General features: G+C 27.8%; 18 protein-coding genes. 5 read left to right on the forward strand and 13 right to left on the reverse strand.

Translation table 11 applies throughout. The features are described 5' to 3' along the window. Nucleotides 1–641: 641 nt before the first annotated feature. From GQ540_RS08935 to GQ540_RS08955, 5 genes are all read right to left on the reverse strand, one after another. Nucleotides 642–1,205: a 2-oxoacid:acceptor oxidoreductase family protein gene (locus GQ540_RS08935; protein ID WP_291800199.1), complete on the reverse strand. Its 564-nt coding sequence runs from the start codon at nucleotides 1,203–1,205 to the stop codon at nucleotides 642–644. Between the two features lie 5 nt (nucleotides 1,206–1,210). After that, nucleotides 1,211–1,984: a thiamine pyrophosphate-dependent enzyme gene (locus GQ540_RS08940; RefSeq protein WP_291800201.1), complete on the reverse strand. Its 774-nt coding sequence runs from the start codon at nucleotides 1,982–1,984 to the stop codon at nucleotides 1,211–1,213. Continuing rightward, nucleotides 1,984–3,063 carry a 3-methyl-2-oxobutanoate dehydrogenase subunit VorB gene (locus GQ540_RS08945; RefSeq protein WP_291800203.1) on the reverse strand — a complete coding sequence of 360 codons (1,080 nt, stop codon included), beginning with the start codon at nucleotides 3,061–3,063 and terminating at the stop codon, nucleotides 1,984–1,986. The genes GQ540_RS08940 and GQ540_RS08945 overlap by 1 nt, the downstream gene beginning before the upstream one ends. 19 nt (nucleotides 3,064–3,082) lie before the next feature. Further along, entirely contained in the window at nucleotides 3,083–3,313 is a 231-nt protein-coding gene (locus GQ540_RS08950; protein ID WP_291800205.1) for a 4Fe-4S binding protein, read from the reverse strand. Nucleotides 3,314–3,765: 452 nt separating this feature from the next. Continuing rightward, nucleotides 3,766–3,957 (reverse strand): flavodoxin family protein, encoded by a 192-nt coding sequence (locus GQ540_RS08955; RefSeq protein ID WP_291800231.1) that lies wholly within the window; start codon nucleotides 3,955–3,957, stop codon nucleotides 3,766–3,768. A 237-nt stretch (nucleotides 3,958–4,194) separates the two neighbouring features. On the opposite strand from GQ540_RS08955, the gene GQ540_RS08960 reads away from it, so the two are divergent. The 3 genes from GQ540_RS08960 to GQ540_RS08970 all read left to right on the forward strand — a co-directional run bounded on the left by GQ540_RS08960 (nucleotide 4,195) and on the right by GQ540_RS08970 (nucleotide 6,452). Beyond that, nucleotides 4,195–5,043: a PPK2 family polyphosphate kinase gene (locus tag GQ540_RS08960; RefSeq protein ID WP_291800207.1), complete on the forward strand. Its 849-nt coding sequence runs from the start codon at nucleotides 4,195–4,197 to the stop codon at nucleotides 5,041–5,043. A gap of 99 nt (nucleotides 5,044–5,142) precedes the next feature. Beyond that, the gene (locus GQ540_RS08965) at nucleotides 5,143–5,961 is read left to right on the forward strand and encodes a 3'-5' exonuclease (protein ID WP_291800208.1); all 819 of its coding nucleotides are present in this window, start codon (nucleotides 5,143–5,145) and stop codon (nucleotides 5,959–5,961) included. 2 nt (nucleotides 5,962–5,963) lie between these two features. Continuing rightward, the gene (locus GQ540_RS08970; RefSeq protein ID WP_291800210.1) at nucleotides 5,964–6,452 is read left to right on the forward strand and encodes an ABC transporter ATPase; all 489 of its coding nucleotides are present in this window, start codon (nucleotides 5,964–5,966) and stop codon (nucleotides 6,450–6,452) included. A gap of 18 nt (nucleotides 6,453–6,470) precedes the next feature. Here GQ540_RS08970 and GQ540_RS08975 read toward each other — a convergent pair whose 3' ends face one another. Genes GQ540_RS08975 through GQ540_RS09000 form a run of 6 tightly spaced genes read right to left on the reverse strand, consistent with a single transcriptional unit; the run spans nucleotide 6,471 to nucleotide 11,887 of the window. After that, on the reverse strand, nucleotides 6,471–7,517 hold the full coding sequence (locus GQ540_RS08975; RefSeq protein ID WP_291800212.1) for a lysophospholipid acyltransferase family protein: 1,047 nt from the start codon (nucleotides 7,515–7,517) through the stop codon (nucleotides 6,471–6,473). Then, nucleotides 7,518–8,423 (reverse strand): bile acid:sodium symporter family protein, encoded by a 906-nt coding sequence (locus GQ540_RS08980; protein ID WP_291800215.1) that lies wholly within the window; start codon nucleotides 8,421–8,423, stop codon nucleotides 7,518–7,520. 1 nt (nucleotide 8,424) lies between these two features. Further along, nucleotides 8,425–9,096: a DUF4159 domain-containing protein gene (locus GQ540_RS08985; RefSeq protein ID WP_291800217.1), complete on the reverse strand. Its 672-nt coding sequence runs from the start codon at nucleotides 9,094–9,096 to the stop codon at nucleotides 8,425–8,427. Continuing rightward, entirely contained in the window at nucleotides 9,089–9,808 is a 720-nt protein-coding gene (locus GQ540_RS08990) for a 16S rRNA (uracil(1498)-N(3))-methyltransferase (RefSeq protein ID WP_291800219.1), read from the reverse strand. The genes GQ540_RS08985 and GQ540_RS08990 overlap by 8 nt, the downstream gene beginning before the upstream one ends. Continuing rightward, complete coding sequence (locus tag GQ540_RS08995; protein WP_291800221.1) at nucleotides 9,809–10,927, reverse strand: GTP cyclohydrolase; 1,119 nt, start codon at nucleotides 10,925–10,927, stop codon at nucleotides 9,809–9,811. It lies immediately after the preceding gene. 6 nt (nucleotides 10,928–10,933) lie between these two features. Then, on the reverse strand, nucleotides 10,934–11,887 hold the full coding sequence (locus tag GQ540_RS09000; RefSeq protein WP_291800223.1) for a transporter: 954 nt from the start codon (nucleotides 11,885–11,887) through the stop codon (nucleotides 10,934–10,936). Nucleotides 11,888–11,987: 100 nt separating this feature from the next. Between GQ540_RS09000 and GQ540_RS09005 the strand changes: the two genes are divergently transcribed. Both GQ540_RS09005 and GQ540_RS09010 read left to right on the forward strand, forming a co-directional pair. Further along, entirely contained in the window at nucleotides 11,988–12,251 is a 264-nt protein-coding gene (locus GQ540_RS09005; protein WP_291800225.1) for a DUF4834 domain-containing protein, read from the forward strand. Beyond that, on the forward strand, nucleotides 12,252–14,684 hold the full coding sequence (locus GQ540_RS09010) for a YfhO family protein (protein ID WP_291800226.1): 2,433 nt from the start codon (nucleotides 12,252–12,254) through the stop codon (nucleotides 14,682–14,684). On the opposite strand, the gene GQ540_RS09015 is transcribed toward GQ540_RS09010, so the two are convergent. After that, nucleotides 14,681–15,433, reverse strand: coding sequence for a LytTR family DNA-binding domain-containing protein (locus GQ540_RS09015; RefSeq protein ID WP_291800228.1), 753 nt, complete (start codon nucleotides 15,431–15,433; stop codon nucleotides 14,681–14,683). The genes GQ540_RS09010 and GQ540_RS09015 overlap by 4 nt on opposite strands. An 11-nt stretch (nucleotides 15,434–15,444) precedes the next feature. Then, complete coding sequence (locus tag GQ540_RS09020; RefSeq protein ID WP_291800230.1) at nucleotides 15,445–18,375, reverse strand: two-component regulator propeller domain-containing protein; 2,931 nt, start codon at nucleotides 18,373–18,375, stop codon at nucleotides 15,445–15,447. Between the last annotated feature and the right edge of the window lie 34 nt (nucleotides 18,376–18,409).

Below are 18,409 nucleotides of genomic sequence, written 5' to 3' on the forward strand. Positions count from 1 at the left end.
AAACTTAGATGTGTACTTACATTTGTAGTGTAAACAAACAACAACAATACTTAAAACATTCTATTATGAAAAAAGTAATCAAATTATCAGAAAGATTAAACGACATTTTAAGAGAATTAGGATCAGCAGCATCATTTTCTATCCACAGATAATAGTTTAATCATTTACTTAAAACATCATATTATGAAAAAATTAGCAACATTAGCAGAGAAATTAAACAATTTTTTAGAAGAATTAGGATCAGCAGCTTCATATTCAATGAGCAGATAATTTTAGTTTTCAAAAGAAAGATTCATAAACTTATTTATAAGTTTCATAGCACACCTACTCTACACCTTCCCAGTTTACTGTTTTACACTTTAAAGCCGTAAATATTTAAAAGTTCAATACCTTCAATTTACTTTTCAATCACCTTTTTATATAGCTCCCTGCATTTTATAGCTAGTAGGAGACACACTTTCATTCAATTGTTATTATTCTTTAATTTAGAAAATTTATGATATGAACGATTTAAGTTTATAGTAGAGGTATAACACTTCTGCGTTAAAATATATTAAAATGGTAGAAGTCGAAAAACGATTATTTTGAAGTGTTTAGAGCTCCAAAATAATCGCTTTTAAGATTAACAATTAAAATCTAAGTTATGAAATACTTTCGGTAATTTTTAAAGGGTTTACATTATTCATACCCATAGTTATTGCTTCTTCATTTAAAGGTATTAAATGATGGTAACGTTCTGATAATGATTTTTTCAATCCTGAAATTACATTTTCCAATTGCACAATAGGTTTAACTTTTAGAAAAGCACCTAATACAACCATATTAAATATTTTTTTATTTCCCATTTCTGAAGCTAATTTAGTACCTTCAATTTGAAAAATTTTAATATCTGTTCTTGTTGGGTGATGAGAAATACCATTTGGGTCATATAACAAAACACCTCCAGGTTTTACTGATTCCTCAAACTTATCCATTGATTGCTGATTTAAAATAATAGCAGTGTCAAATATTTGTAAGTAAGGAGAGCTAATTCTTTCGTCACTTAAAATAACGGTAACGTTTGCAGTTCCACCACGCATTTCTGGTCCGTAAGAAGGCATCCAGCTAACTTCTTGATCTTGCATAATACCAGAATAGGCTAATATTTTTCCCATTGATAATACTCCTTGACCACCAAAACCTGCTATAATAATTTCTTCTGTCATAATTTCTATTTTAATTTACCATCAACTTTAATATCTCCAAGTGGAAAGTAAGGAAACATATTTTCTTCCATCCAAATGTTAGATTCATTAGGTGCCATTTTCCAACCAGAGTTACAATTAGAAACAATTTCAACAAATGAAAGTCCTTTTTTTAAGCGTGTATTTTCAAAAGCTTTTCTTATTGCTTTTTTAGCTTTTCTAGCACTTTTATGGTTATGTACAGCTTGGCGAGTTACATAATAGACACCTGGTAAATTTGCAACTAATTCAGTCATTTTTAATGGTGATCCCATGGTTTCAATTTCTCTTCCGTAAGGAGAGGTAGATGATTTCATGCCTTCTAAAGTTGTAGGAGCCATTTGTCCGCCAGTCATTCCATAAATACCATTATTTACAAAAATAATAACAATATTTTCACCTCTATTACAAGCGTGTATAGTTTCAGCAGTACCAATGGCTGCTAAATCACCATCGCCTTGGTAAGTAAACACATATTTTTCTGGCCAACATCTAGTTATTGCAGTTGCAACAGCAGGCGCACGCCCGTGTGCAGCTTGCGTAATATCAATATTCATAAAGTCATACGCTAAAACTGAACATCCTACAGGAGCAACACCAATGGTTTCTTCTGAAATTCCCATTTCATCAATAACTTCCATTGTTAAATTATGTGCTGTACCATGACCACAACCAGGGCAATAAGACAGTGCTGTGTCTGTCATTAATTTTGTTTTACAGAATACTTTGTTTTCAGGTTTTATAATGTCTAATATGTCCATTATTTTATGATTTTTTGTTCTAAAGCTTCTAAAATTTCTTCAGGAGTATGAATAATTCCTCCGGTTCTTCCAAAATGTTCAACAGGAACTTTAAATTGAACAGACATTCTAACATCTTCAACCATTTGACCTGCATTTAATTCAACGCTTAAAATTCCTTTCACTTGGTCTGCTAGTTCAAATAGTGCTTGTTTTGGATAAGGAAATAATGTAATTGGACGTAATAAGCCAACTTTTAACCCTTTTTCATGTGCTAATTCAACTGCTTTTTGACTAATTCGGGCACTTGAACCATAAGCTACAATTAAATACTCTGCATCATCACAGTTTATTTTTTCGTAACGTAAATCTTCTTTTTCCATTTGTTCATATTTTTTCATCAATCTATGAACTCTAGCCTCCATTTTTTCAGATTGTAAATCTAATGAAGTAATAATATTTCGTTCTCTATTCGTTCTTCCTGTTACCGCCCAATTGCCATATTTTTCAATAAGTTCTTCATTAGACAGTCTTTTTTGTTGGTCTTTCAGATTAACCTTTTCCATCATCTGTCCAATTAACCCATCGGAAAGAATTAAAACAGGAGCTCTATATTTAAAAGCAATATCAAATGCATCTTCAACAAAATCAGACATTTCTTGAACAGATGCTGGTGCTAAAACATATAATTTATAATCTCCGTGTCCACCACCTTTTACAGATTGAAAATAATCGGCTTGCGAAGGTTGTATTGTTCCTAAACCAGGTCCACCACGCACAACATTTACAATTACAGCGGGTAATTCAGCTCCTGCTAAATAAGAAATACCTTCTAATTTTAAAGAAATCCCTGGGCTTGAAGATGAAGTTAATACTTTTTTACCAGTACTAGCAGCACCGTAAACCATATTTATTGCAGCTATTTCGCTTTCTGCTTGTAATACAACCATTCCTGTTCTATCTTCAGGACGTTCGGTCATTAAATATTCTATTACTTCTGATTGTGGTGTGATTGGGTAGCCGAAATAGGCATCAGCTCCAGCTCTAATTGCTGCTTCAGCTAATGCTTCATTACCTTTCATTAATTTTAACTCAGACATTCTAATATTTTTAATTATGTTATGCTTGAACTTTAACTCTATACACTGATATTGCTCTATCTGGGCAAACTATTCCACAGTTTGTACAACCGGTACAAGCTTCTGGGTTACTCATATATGCATAATGATATCCTTTTCTGTTAACATCAGTTGTCATACTAATAACATTTTCAGGACAAACAGGTATACAAACTTCACAGCCTTTACATGTTTCTGTATCTACTACAATAGCTCCTTTAACTTTTGCCATTTCAATAATTTTAGGTGTAAATAATACGTTGTAATTTTGGTATTCTCAAAGATATGGCTTATTCATTATGTAAACTATGATATATATCAATATATGATGAATATCACATTTTTAGAAACTATATTTTAGTATTGTAAGCGAGAGTGAATAAATAAAAACCGCCTAAATTTATTTATTCAGGCGTTTTTAAATAAATGTATTATGCTTTGTTATTGATGAAGAAAAATAGTGTATTAATTTAAATTACTAGTAAAATTTAGAATGTTGGTTTTTACTTCTTAAGTTATCTCAGTATCATTTTCTAGTCAAGTATGAATTTTACCAAGATAATTCATACTTAAATAATTTGCAGATTCTATAAAAGGCATGGAGAATTTATCTTTTAGCTTTGGACCTGATCTGCAACTTATCATCCCCATATTTTTACCTCTTAATTTTCTTCCCAAGTCTTTTTAAACATGAAGTAAGTCAGATAATCGATCAAAAAATACTTTTAATACGCCACTCATAGAGTACCAATATATAGGTGTTGCAAAAATAATAGTATCGTATTTTTCGATAACATTTTTCATTAAAGGTAAAAAACCGTCATCATTATTAAAATCATAATCAAAATGATTTATTTTTTTATCATATAAATTTATAACGTCATATTTATTAGTATTTCAATAACTTCTAAAGCTTCCTTGTATAATAACTATTTTATTCATTCTTCTAGTTTTAGTCATTACAAATAACCGTAATTCCTTTAATTGTTAATTAAATTATAGATAGATACAAGCCATGATTAGAAAGAAAAAATTAATGATTTTTTTATAATGTTTAATAGATTTTTAAGTAGTTTTTAAAATTCATATATTTAGCTGAAATATTTTATTAAAATGGAAAGCTACAAAGTTATAGGAAGTGTAAATTTAAGTGAAAGTATTACAAAAGAAGTTAATATTAAAGCTGAGAAAAAGTTAAAAAAAATTAGAACAGAAATTAGTAAGCTTCAAAATACCATGTATGCTGAAGGTAAACATGCAGTTTTAATTTGTTTGCAAGGAATGGATACTTCAGGAAAAGACAGCTTGATTAGAGAAGTTTTTAAAGATGTGAATGCACAAGGTATTAATGTTCATAGTTATAAAGTACCTTCAGAAAAAGAAAAAAAACATGATTATTTATGGCGTCATTATATTGCTTTGCCAGAAAGAGGTAAAATAGGAATATTTAATAGAACGCATTATGAAAATGTATTGGTTACACGTGTGCATCCTGAATATATAATTGGAGAAAACATACCTGCAGCAACAAGTATTGAAGTTTTAGATGCTGATTTTTTTGATCATAGAATGGAAGAGATTAATAATTTTGAAAAACATGTGGTTAATAGTGGAACCATTATTTTGAAATTCTTTTTGAATCTTTCTAAAGATGAGCAAAAAAACAGATTATTAAGAAGACTTCGATTGAAGCAAAAAAATTGGAAATTTTCACCAGGAGATTTAAAAGAACGGAAGCTTTGGGATGAATATCAATATTGTTATCAAGAATTGTTAAATAAAACTTCAAAAGAACATGCGCCTTGGTTTATAATTCCAGCTGATGATAAGCCCACAGCAAGGTTTTTAGTTGCTCAAACTATTTTAGAAACTTTAAAAAAATATAATTTTAAAGAACCAGAATTGCCAAAAAAATATAAAATTGAAATTGAGAATTATAAAAAACAGCTTGAGAGTGAGTAGCTTAAAATTTTGTTAAAAAAATGAAAAAACTGATGATGTAAAATCATTAATCGTAAATTACAAATTGTATATTTACAACATAATTATTTTAAAAAAACTATGGAATTAAAATTAGAAAAACCAATAATTTTCTTTGATTTAGAAACAACAGGAATTAATATAGCAAAAGATAGAATTGTTGAAATTTCAATACTTAAAATATTTCTTAACGGAAATAAAGAGAGTAAAACTTGGTTGGTAAACCCTGAAATGGAAATACCAAAAGAATCTTCTGATATTCACGGAATAACGAATGAAAAAGTAGTTACTGAACCAACTTTTAACGAACTAGCTTTAGAAGTTAGCAAAATGATTGAAGGTTGTGACTTGGCTGGTTTTAACTCAAACAGATTTGATATTCCTTTATTAGCTGAAGAAATGTTACGTGCCAAAGTTGATTTTAATATGAATGACAGAGTGGCAATAGATGTTCAAGTAATTTTTCATAAAAAAGAAGAGCGTACATTAAGTGCTGGTTATAAATTTTATTGTGGTGAAAGTCTAGAAAATGCACATTCAGCAGAGGCTGATACTTTAGCTACGTATGAAATTTTAAAAGCTCAACTTGATAAGTATGATGACCTTGAAAATAATGTAAAATTTTTGAATGAGTATTCAACGTTCAATAAGAGAGCAGATTTTGCAGGTTTTATACTTTTTGATGCTGAAGGAGAAGAAATTTTTACGTTTGGTAAGTATAAAAATCAAAAAGTGGTAGATGTTTTAAGAAAAGATAAAGGGTATGCTTCTTGGATTCAAAATGCAGATTTCCCGTTATATACAAAAAAAGTATTAGCTCAAATTAAAGAGAAAACATTTCCAAGAAAAAAATTAAGTACAGTAGAGGATTTAAAAAATAAATTCAATAAAAAAATATAAATATGTTAGTAAATTTTGAAAGTTTAGTTGATACTTCTAGAGTTTGGGTGTACCAATCTAGTAGAGAATTTTTAGAAAATGAGTTGGATATTATTACGACTAAAATTGAAAGCTTTATTGCTGAATGGAAACGTCATGGAGAAGGCTTAAAAGCTTCGTACGAGATTAAATACAATCAATTTATTATTTTGGCAGTAGATGAAGATTATAATCAAGTTTCTGGTTGCTCAATAGATTCTTCTGTTAATTTAATGAAGCAATTTGAAAATGCTTTTGATTTAGATTTAACGAACAAGTTAAACGTCTCATTTAAAAATGATAACAATATTAATGTTGTTAGTTTAACTGATTTTCAAAATTTTATAAAACAGCAAAAAATAACAGGGAATACTATAGTTTTTAATAATATGGTGGCTACCAAAGCTGATTTGGTTTCTAACTGGGAAGTATCAGTTAATGATAGTTGGCACAAACGTTTTTTGGTATCTTAGTTTTGCAACTATTTACTCTTAATTAACCGTCATTGTTTTTGTTGAAATTATGCCAAGTACAATACAACTAATCAAATATAATAAGGCATATTTTAAGTTGAAAAAGTAATATATAATTCCTGTTTGAATTAGATAAAACAAAGGAAAAAGGGTTGCTATTGCAGCAAATCTAAATGTATTAGTAAAAATTACTTCGTTAATAGTTGATTTTAAATACTTCCAAATTAATAACGGAAATATGCTATTAAGTTTTGCTATTAAATGAATAAGCGCAAACCAATTAAAATATTTTTTAGTTGGTTTTTTTGTTGAGGTTGTTTTTAGATTTTCGGCTATTTCATTTGCTTCTATAGGATTTGTATAATCAACCTCAAGAGCATTTAATTTAGTAATAATTTCATTGTAATTTGTTTCATCTTCAATGTGAAGTGTTAACTTTTTTAAAGCTGAAGAAACTTCATTCATAATTTTTGAAAATCGTTTATCAGAATTTTTTCTGTCAATAAAATTATTTGCTAAAATTGGTTTTCCATAATGGATAGAAACAGAGTTTGGATAACTTAAATGTGAATCATAATTTAAGCCAACGGGTACAATTTTAATTTCTAAATCTGGATATTTTTGAAGTGTTCCTAAAATTATACGAGCAAAACCTTTTTTTAATGGAATAATTCTTCTTTTTAAATGATGCTCTCCTTCAGCAAAAATTTCAACAGCGCCTTCATTTTTTAAAATTTCAATACATTTTTCAAAAACAGCAGTATTTTTTTCAATAGTACTAATTCCATCTCTAATCCTGTAAACAGGAATCATATTAAGTGAACTTAAAAAGTTACTAATTAACTTTTTCTTAAAAGCACTAGCTCTTGCTAAAAAATGAATTTCTCTTTTGGTAGTAGCTGGTATTAAAATAGCATCAATTAATGCATTTTGGTGGTTTCCAATAAATAATGTGGCGCCTTTTTTTGGAATATTTTCTTTACCAACAACGGTTATTCTTTTATGTAAAAAGAAAAGACCAATTTTAATATAAACTCGCATTATGTGATACCAAACGTTTGTCATTTATTCTTTTACTTTTTGTTTGGCCCAATAACTTGCTAAAACCAACCCAGAGAAAATATCCCAAATTGCCCAAAAAGCAACAAGGAGCATCATTCCTCCAAGACCATTAAAGAAGCTAAAAATTAATAATAAACCTAAGCCAGAGTTTTGAATGCCAGTTTCTATAGAAAGTGTTTTTTGATTTTTATGGGATAGTTTCATAACTTTTGCAAAATAAAAACCTGTTAATAAAGCCAAAATATTGTGAGCTATCACTAAAATTAATATATAGTGTACATAGTTTATAAAAATATCAAAATTGTCATAAAAGGCAATAACTATGAAAAGCATAAAGATAATTAATGATATAGGTTTTAAAATTTTTGATAATTTATCAGCTAAAGTTGCTTTATATTTCCGAACCAACATTCCTAAAAGTAGCGGTATTCCTAGAATTAAAGTTACCAATTTAACTAATTCTAAAGGGTCTAATTCAATTCTTTGAAGAATTTCAGCAGTTGGTGCATATAAATTTCCCCAAAAATGAAGGTTAAAAGGTGTCATTACTAAGGAAACAAGTGTAGCAAAAGCTGTTAGACTTACTGATAAAGCAGCATTACCTTTTGCCATTTGTGTCATGAAATTAGAAATATTCCCTCCAGGACAAGCTGCAACCATCATCATTCCTAAAGCGATACTTGGCATTGGATTCACTAATTTTATAAATATAAAAGTAACTAATGGTAATAAAATAAATTGTGAAATTATACCTGTTAGCAGTATTTTTGGAGTTTTAAATAAGCGTTTAAAATCATTAGGTGAAATACCAAGAGCAACACCAAACATAATAATTGCTAATGTTATATTTAAAACCCAAAGGCTTTCTGTATCAAAATTTATAACAAGTGAATCTAAATTTTCCTGCATATTAGTTTTTAAAAGTATATTCAATAATATTAGCACCCATTTTTAAAGCTTTTTCACGTGTTTTAAAATTGTCATGATGTATTTCTTTATCTTCCCAACCATCACTTAAATCGGCTTCATAGTCATAAAAACAAATTAGTCTTCCTTCGTAAAATAACCCAAATCCTTGTGGAGGTTTGTTATCATGTTCATGAATTTTTGGAACTCCATTTTCAAAATTAAATGTTTGATGAAAAATTGGGTGATTGTATGGTATTTCTTGAAATTCTTGGTTTGGAAAAACTTTTTTTAGTTCTCTTCTAATGTATTTGTCTAATCCATAATTATCTGAAATATGTAAAAAACCTCCTGAAATTAAATACGTTTTTAAATTTTCAATGTCATTTTCTGAAAAACGAACGTTTCCATGGCCAGTCATAAATACAATTGGGTAATTAAAAATATCAATATTTCCAATTTCAACAGTCTCTGGGTTTGTTTTTATGGAAGTTTTAATAGTAGTGTTGCAAAAATTTATCAAATTTGGCAATGCTGTTGGGTTTGCGTACCAATCACCACCACCGTTGTATTTTAGTATTGCAATTTGCTGAGCTGTTGCAAAAGCAAAAGGCAAAAACAAAAATGCAACAAGCAAAAGTGTTTTTTTAAGAATGTGTGAGCGAAGTTTAATCATTAACTTTTTCGTTTATAAAAGCTACGCTATGAACTGCAACAACACCTGCGGTTTCTGTTCGTAACCTGCTTTCTCCCAAAGATACAGGAATAAAATTATGTTCCAAACTTTGCTGAATTTCTTTGGTTGAGAAATCGCCTTCAGGGCCAATTAAAATAGTTGTTTTTTGATTTGGACTAAGTTGAGATTTTAATGATTTTTTTTCAGTTTCTTCACAATGTGCAATAAATAATTGTCCTGTAAAATTGGTAGTTAAAAATTGTTTAAAACTAATAGGTTCATTTAATTTTGGGAAATGATATTTTAAAGATTGCTTTGCTGCTGAATGAATTATTTTCTCCATTCTTTCCGTTTTAAATACTTTACGCTCAGAATGTTCACAAATAATAGGTGTTATTTCATCTATGCCAATTTCAGTGGCTTTTTCTAAAAACCATTCAAGCCTATCGTTTAATTTTGTTGGTGCAATTACAATATGTAAATAGTAATTCCAAGGTTTTTTAAAACCTTCAACATGGATAATTTTAACCAAACATTTTTTATCGTTTGCAATTATAACTTCAGATGTAAACAATTCTCCTAAACCATTTGTAATAAAAATTTTATCATCTTCTTTTTTTCTTAATACACGCACTATATGTCTACTTTCAGTTTTGTCGAAAGTAAATTGTGTAGTGGTTGTTGTTATTTTAGAATTATAGAATAATTGCATTTAAATTGCTTTTTTAAACGTACAACGTTTTTTAAAATTAACTGAGTTAAAGTTTTTCCAAATAGCAGCAATAGGTTCATTACTAGCTAATTCAGGTGTTCTAATACAGTTTTCAATACCATTTAATTCACAAGAAATTTGCATTTCAAGAAATAGCAATGCATGAATACCTTTGCTTTGGTGTTTTGGATGTACGCCAATTAAATAGAGAATTACATCTTTACTTTTCTTTTTAGCTTTTAACAAATGGAACAATCCGAAAGGGAATAATTTACCATTAGCTTTTTGTAGTGCTTTAGAAAATGAAGGCATTATAATGGCAAAAGCAATAATATTGTCATCTTTATCTAATACAAATTTTATGTATTCTGGATTTATAAAAGAGATGTATTTCTTTTTAAAATATGCCTTTTCAACGTCAGAAATTGGTACAAAAGAAGGTAGCGAGGCATAACTTTCATTAAATAAATCAAACATTTTATTTACATGCGGAAAGATATCTTTTGTTTTACTAAAATTTAACGATTTAAGTTGATAACGTTTTTTAATTATTGCACTAACTCTTTCAAGTGGCTCGCGTTTTACATTTTTAAAAGCAAACTTATTTTCTAAATATTCTTTTTCAATTGTAAACCCTAATTTTTCGAAATGAGTTTTATAATAAGCATGGTTGTACCAGGTAATCATTGTTCCAATATGGTCAAACCCATCAGTTAAAACTCCAACTTTATCAAGGTTTGAAAAACCAACTGGACCTTCCATAAATTCTAATTTGTGTTGAACTCCAATTTCTTCAACTTTACGTAATAATAGTTTTGAAACTTCAATATCATCAATAAAATCAAACCAACCAAAACGCATTTTTTTAAGTTGTTGCTCATTTATTTCAGTATAGTTACTAATTGCTGCAATGCGCCCAACAATTTCATTGTTTTTAATTGCTACAAAAAAGCGAGCTTCAGCATGTTCAAAAACAGGATTTTTAGCTGTATCAAATGAATCTAATTCGTCATTTATAATGGGAGGAACCCAATACGGGTTGTTTTTATATAGTTTAAAAGGAAACTTTACAAAAGCTTTCATTTCCTTTTTTGAAATCATTTCTTGAATTGTAATCATAAATTTTTAATTTCTTTTTTTCTTCTTTTTAAACATTCTTGAAAAGAAATTTCCTTTTTTTCTTCCTTTTTGTTTTTTCGAAAGTTTTGCTCTTGGTGATTTTTTTTGAATCACTTCATCAGAATGTTTATCTAATCTCCAAGCCACGCCAATTGATGAATATAGGAATGAATAATCATCAAAAAAATTGGTTCTAACAGAGGCATCTAATTGTAAATCTTTAGAAAATAAATATGCAACACCAGTTCCAAAGTGATATTTTGGTGAAAATCCTTTTTCAAAAATCCCTTGGTTTTCAATAAAATAAGACCATTTGTAGTTTAGCGCATACGTCATTGTTGCGATGTACGAATATTCATTAGAATCAGATAAAATTTTATCGGCAATTAAGTTCGTTAATAAAACCAATCTGTCCGAAAAATCGTTTTGTAATAATACAGCGCCTTTAATACTTAGTTCATTTGCTTTAAAACCTTCACCTAAAAAGTTCGTGTTTACACCCACAGAAGCAGCAATTGAAGGGATTAAACGCTTTTTATCAAAAGCTAATCTTCGTTTCCAACTTCTAATTTCTTTAGACTTATCGGTGTATTTTTGTTGATATATTAAATATTTTGCGCCAATAGTAAGTTCACTTAAACCACTTATATTGAAATTTGGATCGGGAGTGTTTAAAATTTCATCACGTTGATATGCAATTTTGGCATTTACTTCTAAGTTTTCAAAAAACTTCCCATATCTAAAAAATAATTCTCCACCAACAGTAGTTGGTTTTGATCCTGATAATTCGTTGTTGCTAGTTCTGTAAAATAAACCAGTTTCAAACTGAAAAACATCAGTACCTACACTATATGGGCTTTCAGAAAAACCAGGCCTTTTAGAGTTGATAATTTCTGTATATTGTGCATTTACCATTTGGTAGCTGCTAAAAAGTAGTAGTAATAAATAAACTCTCTTCATATTGTTGGTTGATTGGTGTGTCAAATATAAGATTTTATATAATTAAACGTTTTAGTTACTGTCAAATTGTTATTTTTGAAAATTATAAAAACTTTATTAAATGGGATTGTTAAGAACGATAGCAATTATAATTATTATTATTTATGCTTTCAAATTTATTGGAAAGTATATTATGCCATTATTTTTAAGAAAAATGGTTAATAATGTAGAAAAGAAAATGCGAGAGCAACAAGAAAATCAATACAAACAAGAAACTGGAAATATTGGTGAAACTAGTATTGATAAAAAGCCTCAAAATGAAAAAGAAACAAATAAAAACGTAGGTGATTATGTTGATTTTGAAGATGTTAAAGACGATAAATAAATGAATTTTTCAATAAAAAAGAGTACACCTTATCTTATAGCCATTGCAATTTTTGTTTTTGTAGCTGTAGCTTATTTTTCGCCAATTTTACAAGGGAAAAAGATTCAACAAAGTGATATTACTCAATTTATAGGTTCTTCAAAAGAAATTAAAGATTTTAGAAAAGAACACAATGAAGAGCCTTATTGGACAAACACTTCTTTTGGAGGAATGCCTTCTTATGCAGTAAGCACATACTACCCAAATGATTTTATTAAAAAAATTGATAAAGTATTACGTTTTTTACCAAGACCTGCAGATTATTTATTTTTATACTTTTTTGGCTTTTTTATTTTATTAACAGTATTAAAAGTTGATTGGAAACTAGCCATTGTTGGTGCTTTAGGTTTCGGCTTGTCAACTTATTTAATTATAATTTTAGGTGTTGGGCATAATGCAAAAGCACATGCAATTGCTTATATGCCATTAGTTTTAGCTGGAATTTTATTGGTTTTTCAACAAAAATATTTGCTGGGATTTATTGTAACTTCTATAGCAATGTCATTAGAAATTAGTGCAAGTCACGTTCAAATGACCTATTATTTATTGTTTTTAGTCTTAATTTTTGGAATTGTACAACTTATTGAACATATAAAAAGTAAAGAAATTCCACAATTTATTAAAAGTGTTGCAATATTAGTTGTTGCGATTATTTTAGCTATTGGAACCAATGCCACTAGTTTACTTGCTATGAAGGAGTACTCTAAGCAAAGTACACGTAGTAAAAGTGAATTAACTATCAATCCAGATGGTTCTTTAAAACATGTAACATCATCAGGTTTATCTAAAGATTATATAACTGAGTATAGTTACGGTAAAGCTGAAACTTTTAATTTGTTTATTCCTCGTTTTATGGGAGGAACTAGACATGAAAGTATAGAAAATAGTGAAGTGAAAAACTTTTTTCAAGATGCTGTAAATAACGGATTAAACCCAAAAGATGCTAATTATTTAGCTCAGTTTTCATCAATGTATTGGGGAGATCAACCCATTGTTGCAGCTCCAGCTTATGTAGGAGCGTTATTTATTTTTCTATTTGTTTTAGCGTTATTTTTAGTTGAACGAAAGCTTAGAAATTGGTTGTTAGCTGCCACAATTTTTTCAATTTTATTAAGTTGGGGTAAAAATTTAACCTTTTTAACGAACTTTTTTATTGAATACGTTCCGTTATACAATAAATTTAGAGCAGTTTCATCAATACAAGTTATTGCAGAATTGACAATTCCATTATTAGGAATTTTAGGTTTGAAAGCACTATTTTCTTCAGAAAATTCAAAAGAAATTAAATTACATGCATTAAAATGGTCAACAATTATTGTTGGAGGTTTGGCATTATTTTTTGTAATTGGAGGTACTGGTTTATTTACTTTTGAAACAGCTGTGGATCTTCAAATAGAAGAACAAATTGCAGGTTTTTTAGATGCAATTAGTACTGATAGAAAAACACTTTTTGTAAATGATAGTTTACGGTCGCTCATATTCGTAGTATTATTTTCTGGGGTAATTTGGTTGTTTTTAAAAGAAAAAATAGCTAAAAACAGTTTAATAATTGTTTTTGCAATTTTGTTATTATTTGATTTAATAAATGTTGATAAACGTTATGTAAATAATGATTTTTTTGTTTCAGCAAGAAAAGTTGATAAACCGTTTGTTGCTTCAGAAGTTGATAAAGAAATTTTGAAAGATAAAAGTGTGTATCGTGTTGCAGATTTTACTAAAAATATAATGGCAGATGGTGCTACTTCCTATTTTCATAAATCTATTGGAGGTTATCATGCGGCAAAACCAAGGCGTTATCAAGAGTTATATGATTTTCATTTATCTAAAAATAATATTGAAGTGTTGAATATGTTAAACACCAAATATTTAATTTTTGAAGACGGAAGTAGAAAGATCGCAGTTCAACAAAACCCTGAAGCAAATGGAAATGCTTGGTTTGTTAATACTATAAAAGTTGTAACAACTGCAAATGATGAAATTACTGCTTTAGATAGTTTACATACAAAAACAGATGTTGTAATTAATAAAAATCAAATTTCTGATAGTTTTTCAAATAGCTATATAAAAGATTCTGCCGCTTTTATTAATTTAGTAAGTTATAAAGCAAATGAGTTAAAGTATGAATCTAATACTTCAACAAATCAATTTGCAGTATTTTCTGAAATGTATTATAAAAATGGTTGGAATGCTTATATTGACGGTGAATTTACACCTCATTATCAAGTTAATTATGTCTTACGAGGAATGGAAATTCCAAAAGGAAAACATACAGTAGCGTTTAAATTTGAACCAACGGTAATTAAAAAAGGGAATGTAATAGTATTAATTTCGTATGTGTTGTTATTGTTAATTCCGTTAGGTTGGTATTATTTTGAAAGGCGAAAATTGAATTAAATAGAGTAATTCATGAGTTTTAAAATTCTTAAAAAACTTGTTTTATTTCTTGAAGAAACTAATAATTTTTTATTATTGCTAAGCAAAATTTCTCCACTATTGTTATAGTTAGCAATGTGAGTTAAATTTAATAGTGTTGAACGGTGTATTCTAAAAAATATGGTTTTAGGCAAAATACTTTCAATCTTTTTTAAATTTTTAGAAACAATACAAATTTTATTGTCGGTTGTAAAAATATGAGTATAACTTCCATCAGCTTCACAATATAAAATATCATTAAGTTCAATAACATTAAAACCTCCATTTTTCATTGGAAGCGTTATTTTATTATGTTTGTTATCAACTTGTGTTTTAAATGCACTATACTTTTCGCTGTCAAAAGCTGTTTGTTTTGCTAAAAATTTATCTAGTACGGTTGTTAATTGTTCTTTTATTATAGGTTTGTTTAAGTAATAAAAAGCAAAATAATCCATTGCTTTTTCTTTGTAATCTCTTAAGCCAGTTGTGAATATAACTTCAGATTTTATATTATTATGATAATAATCTAAAATTTCAAACCCATTTCCATCTTGCAATTCGATATCCAAAAAAATTAATTGAGGATTTAAATTATTTATTAGTTTTATACCTTTTTCTACGCCAGTTTCATGACCAATAATTTTTATTTGAGAATTATAATTGGTTTCAACAATATTTTTTAAATGCTGGTATGCAGCAGTTTCGTCTTCAATAATAATAGCATTAATCATATAAAAATGGGTTAAAAACTAATTAAAGGAATTTTTAAAGTTATTTTTAAACCCACTAAAGTATTAAATTCATCGGTTATATTAGAAATTAATACTAGTTTTTCGTCACTTTCACTTTCTTTAATTAATTGCAAACGTTCATTAATATTAGAAAATGAAATACCTGAGCTTTTAGATTTAGGTAAATTATTGCTATTATTTTTTATTCCAATTCCATTATCAGAAATTTCACAAATTAAAAATTCACTTCCTTCAATTTTAAAATTTACTTGAATAGAGTTTTCCTTATCGCCATTTTTAAATCCATGTTTAAATGAATTTTCAATAATAGGTTGTAAAATCATTGGTGGTACTAAAATACCTTCTAGTTCGTCTTCTGAAATAAGTTTTGTGTTAATTGAATAAGAGATATTTTTGTTGAATCTTAATTTTTGAAGTTCTAAATATAGTTCAACCATTTTTATTTCGTCACTCAAACTTATCAGATTACATTTTGTTGAATTTAAAATTAAATTTACTAATTCAGCAAATTTATCAAGACTTCCTTTAACTTCTTTTAGAACCCCTTTATCAGCCAAAGCATTAATATTTACCAGTAAATTATTGATAAAGTGAGGATTCATTTGTGCATTTAATGCCTGATAGCGTAAATTTGAAATTTGTTCTTTAGTTTTTTGTTTATGTTTTATTTTTCTACTTCTTTGGTATAATAGGAATGTAGTAATTACCACAATAATAAATATGTAACTGCTTATAAACCACCAAGTTTTATGAATAGGTGGTTTTATGGTAAACATAAATTTATAAGGAACACTTTCTAATTTGTTTTTTGAAATAGCTTTAAATTCAAAAGTATAATTATTTGGTGGTAAAGAAGAATATCTTATGGTAGTTGTTTTAGTAGAAATCCAATCTTTTTCTAAACCTTTTAAACGGTATTTAAAAGATATGTTCCCTAAGCTTTTAAATGAAATTCCAGAAAAATTAAATTGAATGTTGTTTAGTTGATTGTTAAATGTTTGTCCACTAGATTTATCAATACTGTTATTGTTTAATAGAATTTCGTTCATATGAACGCTTGGCGTTAAAATTGAGTTTGATTCTTCAGTTAAATCAATAATATTTAAACCTTTTGACGTAGCAACGTACACTTTATTTTCTTTTACATATGAAGCTCTAACATCATTACTATAAAGTCCGTCAGAGGTAGTGTAGCTTTTTACAGTAATTAGTTCATTATTTTCATTAAGATCAATACAATTCAATCCGAAATTTGTTGATAACCAAATTTTATGAGTAGAATCAACAAAAATAGATTTAATATAATTGCTTAAAAGGCCATCTTCAGTATTATACGTTTTAAACTCCTTATTTTTTAAAATACCAAACCCATAAGAGTTAGAACCAATAAGCAAGCCTTGTGATGAATTTTCTAAAGCATAAATAATACTATTATTAAACTGTTCGTTTAAATTGTACTTCTCAATAGTATCATTATTTTTGTGAAATAACCCTATGGTAGTTCCAATCCAAAGTTTTTTATTATTGTCAAAAAGAATAGATGTACTTCTTTTGTTCCAAAGTCTTGTTGTAATATTTGTTTTTTTGTTAATTTTTGCTACACCATTTGCATTGGCTGTTACTATAAATTCATTTGTAAAAGTAACATCTTTAAAATTTCTTAAACCAGCCTTTCGAAAATCAACATCATACATGTTTTTGACTTTTTTTATTTTTAAAGCTCTATCTAACTTATGTATATTGTAATCCCCTAGAATGAGAAGAGAATTTTCATCATAGTTAATTTTTCTTATTCTTTTACTATATGTGCCAGTTTCTATAATATTTTTTACTTGTAATGTCTTGGTATCTAATTGTATAATTTCTCCATGTTCAGTTCCAAGAATTATGTTGTTGTTAAATAAATTTAGGGAATGTAGATCATTCATTTTGCTGTCATCAAATTGAATTCCGTTTATATGAAGATTGGGAAATAAAAAAACTCCATTTGATTGACTTCCAATCCAAATGTTTTTTTCTGAATCAATATATGCACGATTTGTTTGAACATCTTTTAAAGTTTTTTTAGGGGAATTATAATTATTAGCCTCGTTAAAAATTAAGATTCCTTTGTTTAAATTAGTAACCCAATAATTTTTCCCAACTTTATATGTTTTTGATAAGTAATTGTTTTGTTCATTAATAATAGAGTTCGAGATTTTTTTAATAATATCATCTTTATCTCTTAATAATACACCTAGGTTATTATTTATTTTATTTATTGCGTTTTGATTAAATTGTTTTGGATTGTAATTTTCCCATTCTTTTTTTTTGAAATTGTCTGAAATGGTTTTTGAAATAATAAACGGCTTTTTATTTTTTATAAAATAAGTTAATAAGCGCACTTTTTCATGAACATCTTCTAGAATAAGAGAAGTTTTTTTTACGTTAACATTAGCATCTAAAGAATAATTCTGAATATTTAAATTTGTTTTTAGCACTTTAATGTTATTCATGTTTTGATAAAACCAAATTTGATTTTTTGAATCTTCAAAAATATCATAAACAAATGTTGAAGCATTTATTTTTTTTAAATATGGAGTGTTATTTTTATTATGAATTTTCCCATTTTTTATAAAACCTACATTTCCATTAAATGCAGACATCCAAATTCTATTTTTGGAATCTTTATAAAGTTTCAAAATTTCATTGCCAGGAAGGCCGTCATTTATTGTAAAATTATTAAAAGTAAGACCGTCAAATTTACTAACCCCATAATCAGTAGCAAACCACATAAATCCGTTTTCATCTTGAGCAGTGTCATAAATAGTATTGCTAGGAAGTCCATTATCAATTGTAAATGTTGTTAAACCTGGTATTTGTGCAAGTAAACTTGCTTGAAATAGGTAACTTATAACAATTAAAATGAAAATTCTACGCATGAATAGGTTAGATATAAGTAACAAATATAACGCT

This window comes from Lutibacter sp. (assembly GCF_013139515.1).
In the GTDB taxonomy this organism is placed as follows: domain Bacteria; phylum Bacteroidota; class Bacteroidia; order Flavobacteriales; family Flavobacteriaceae; genus Lutibacter.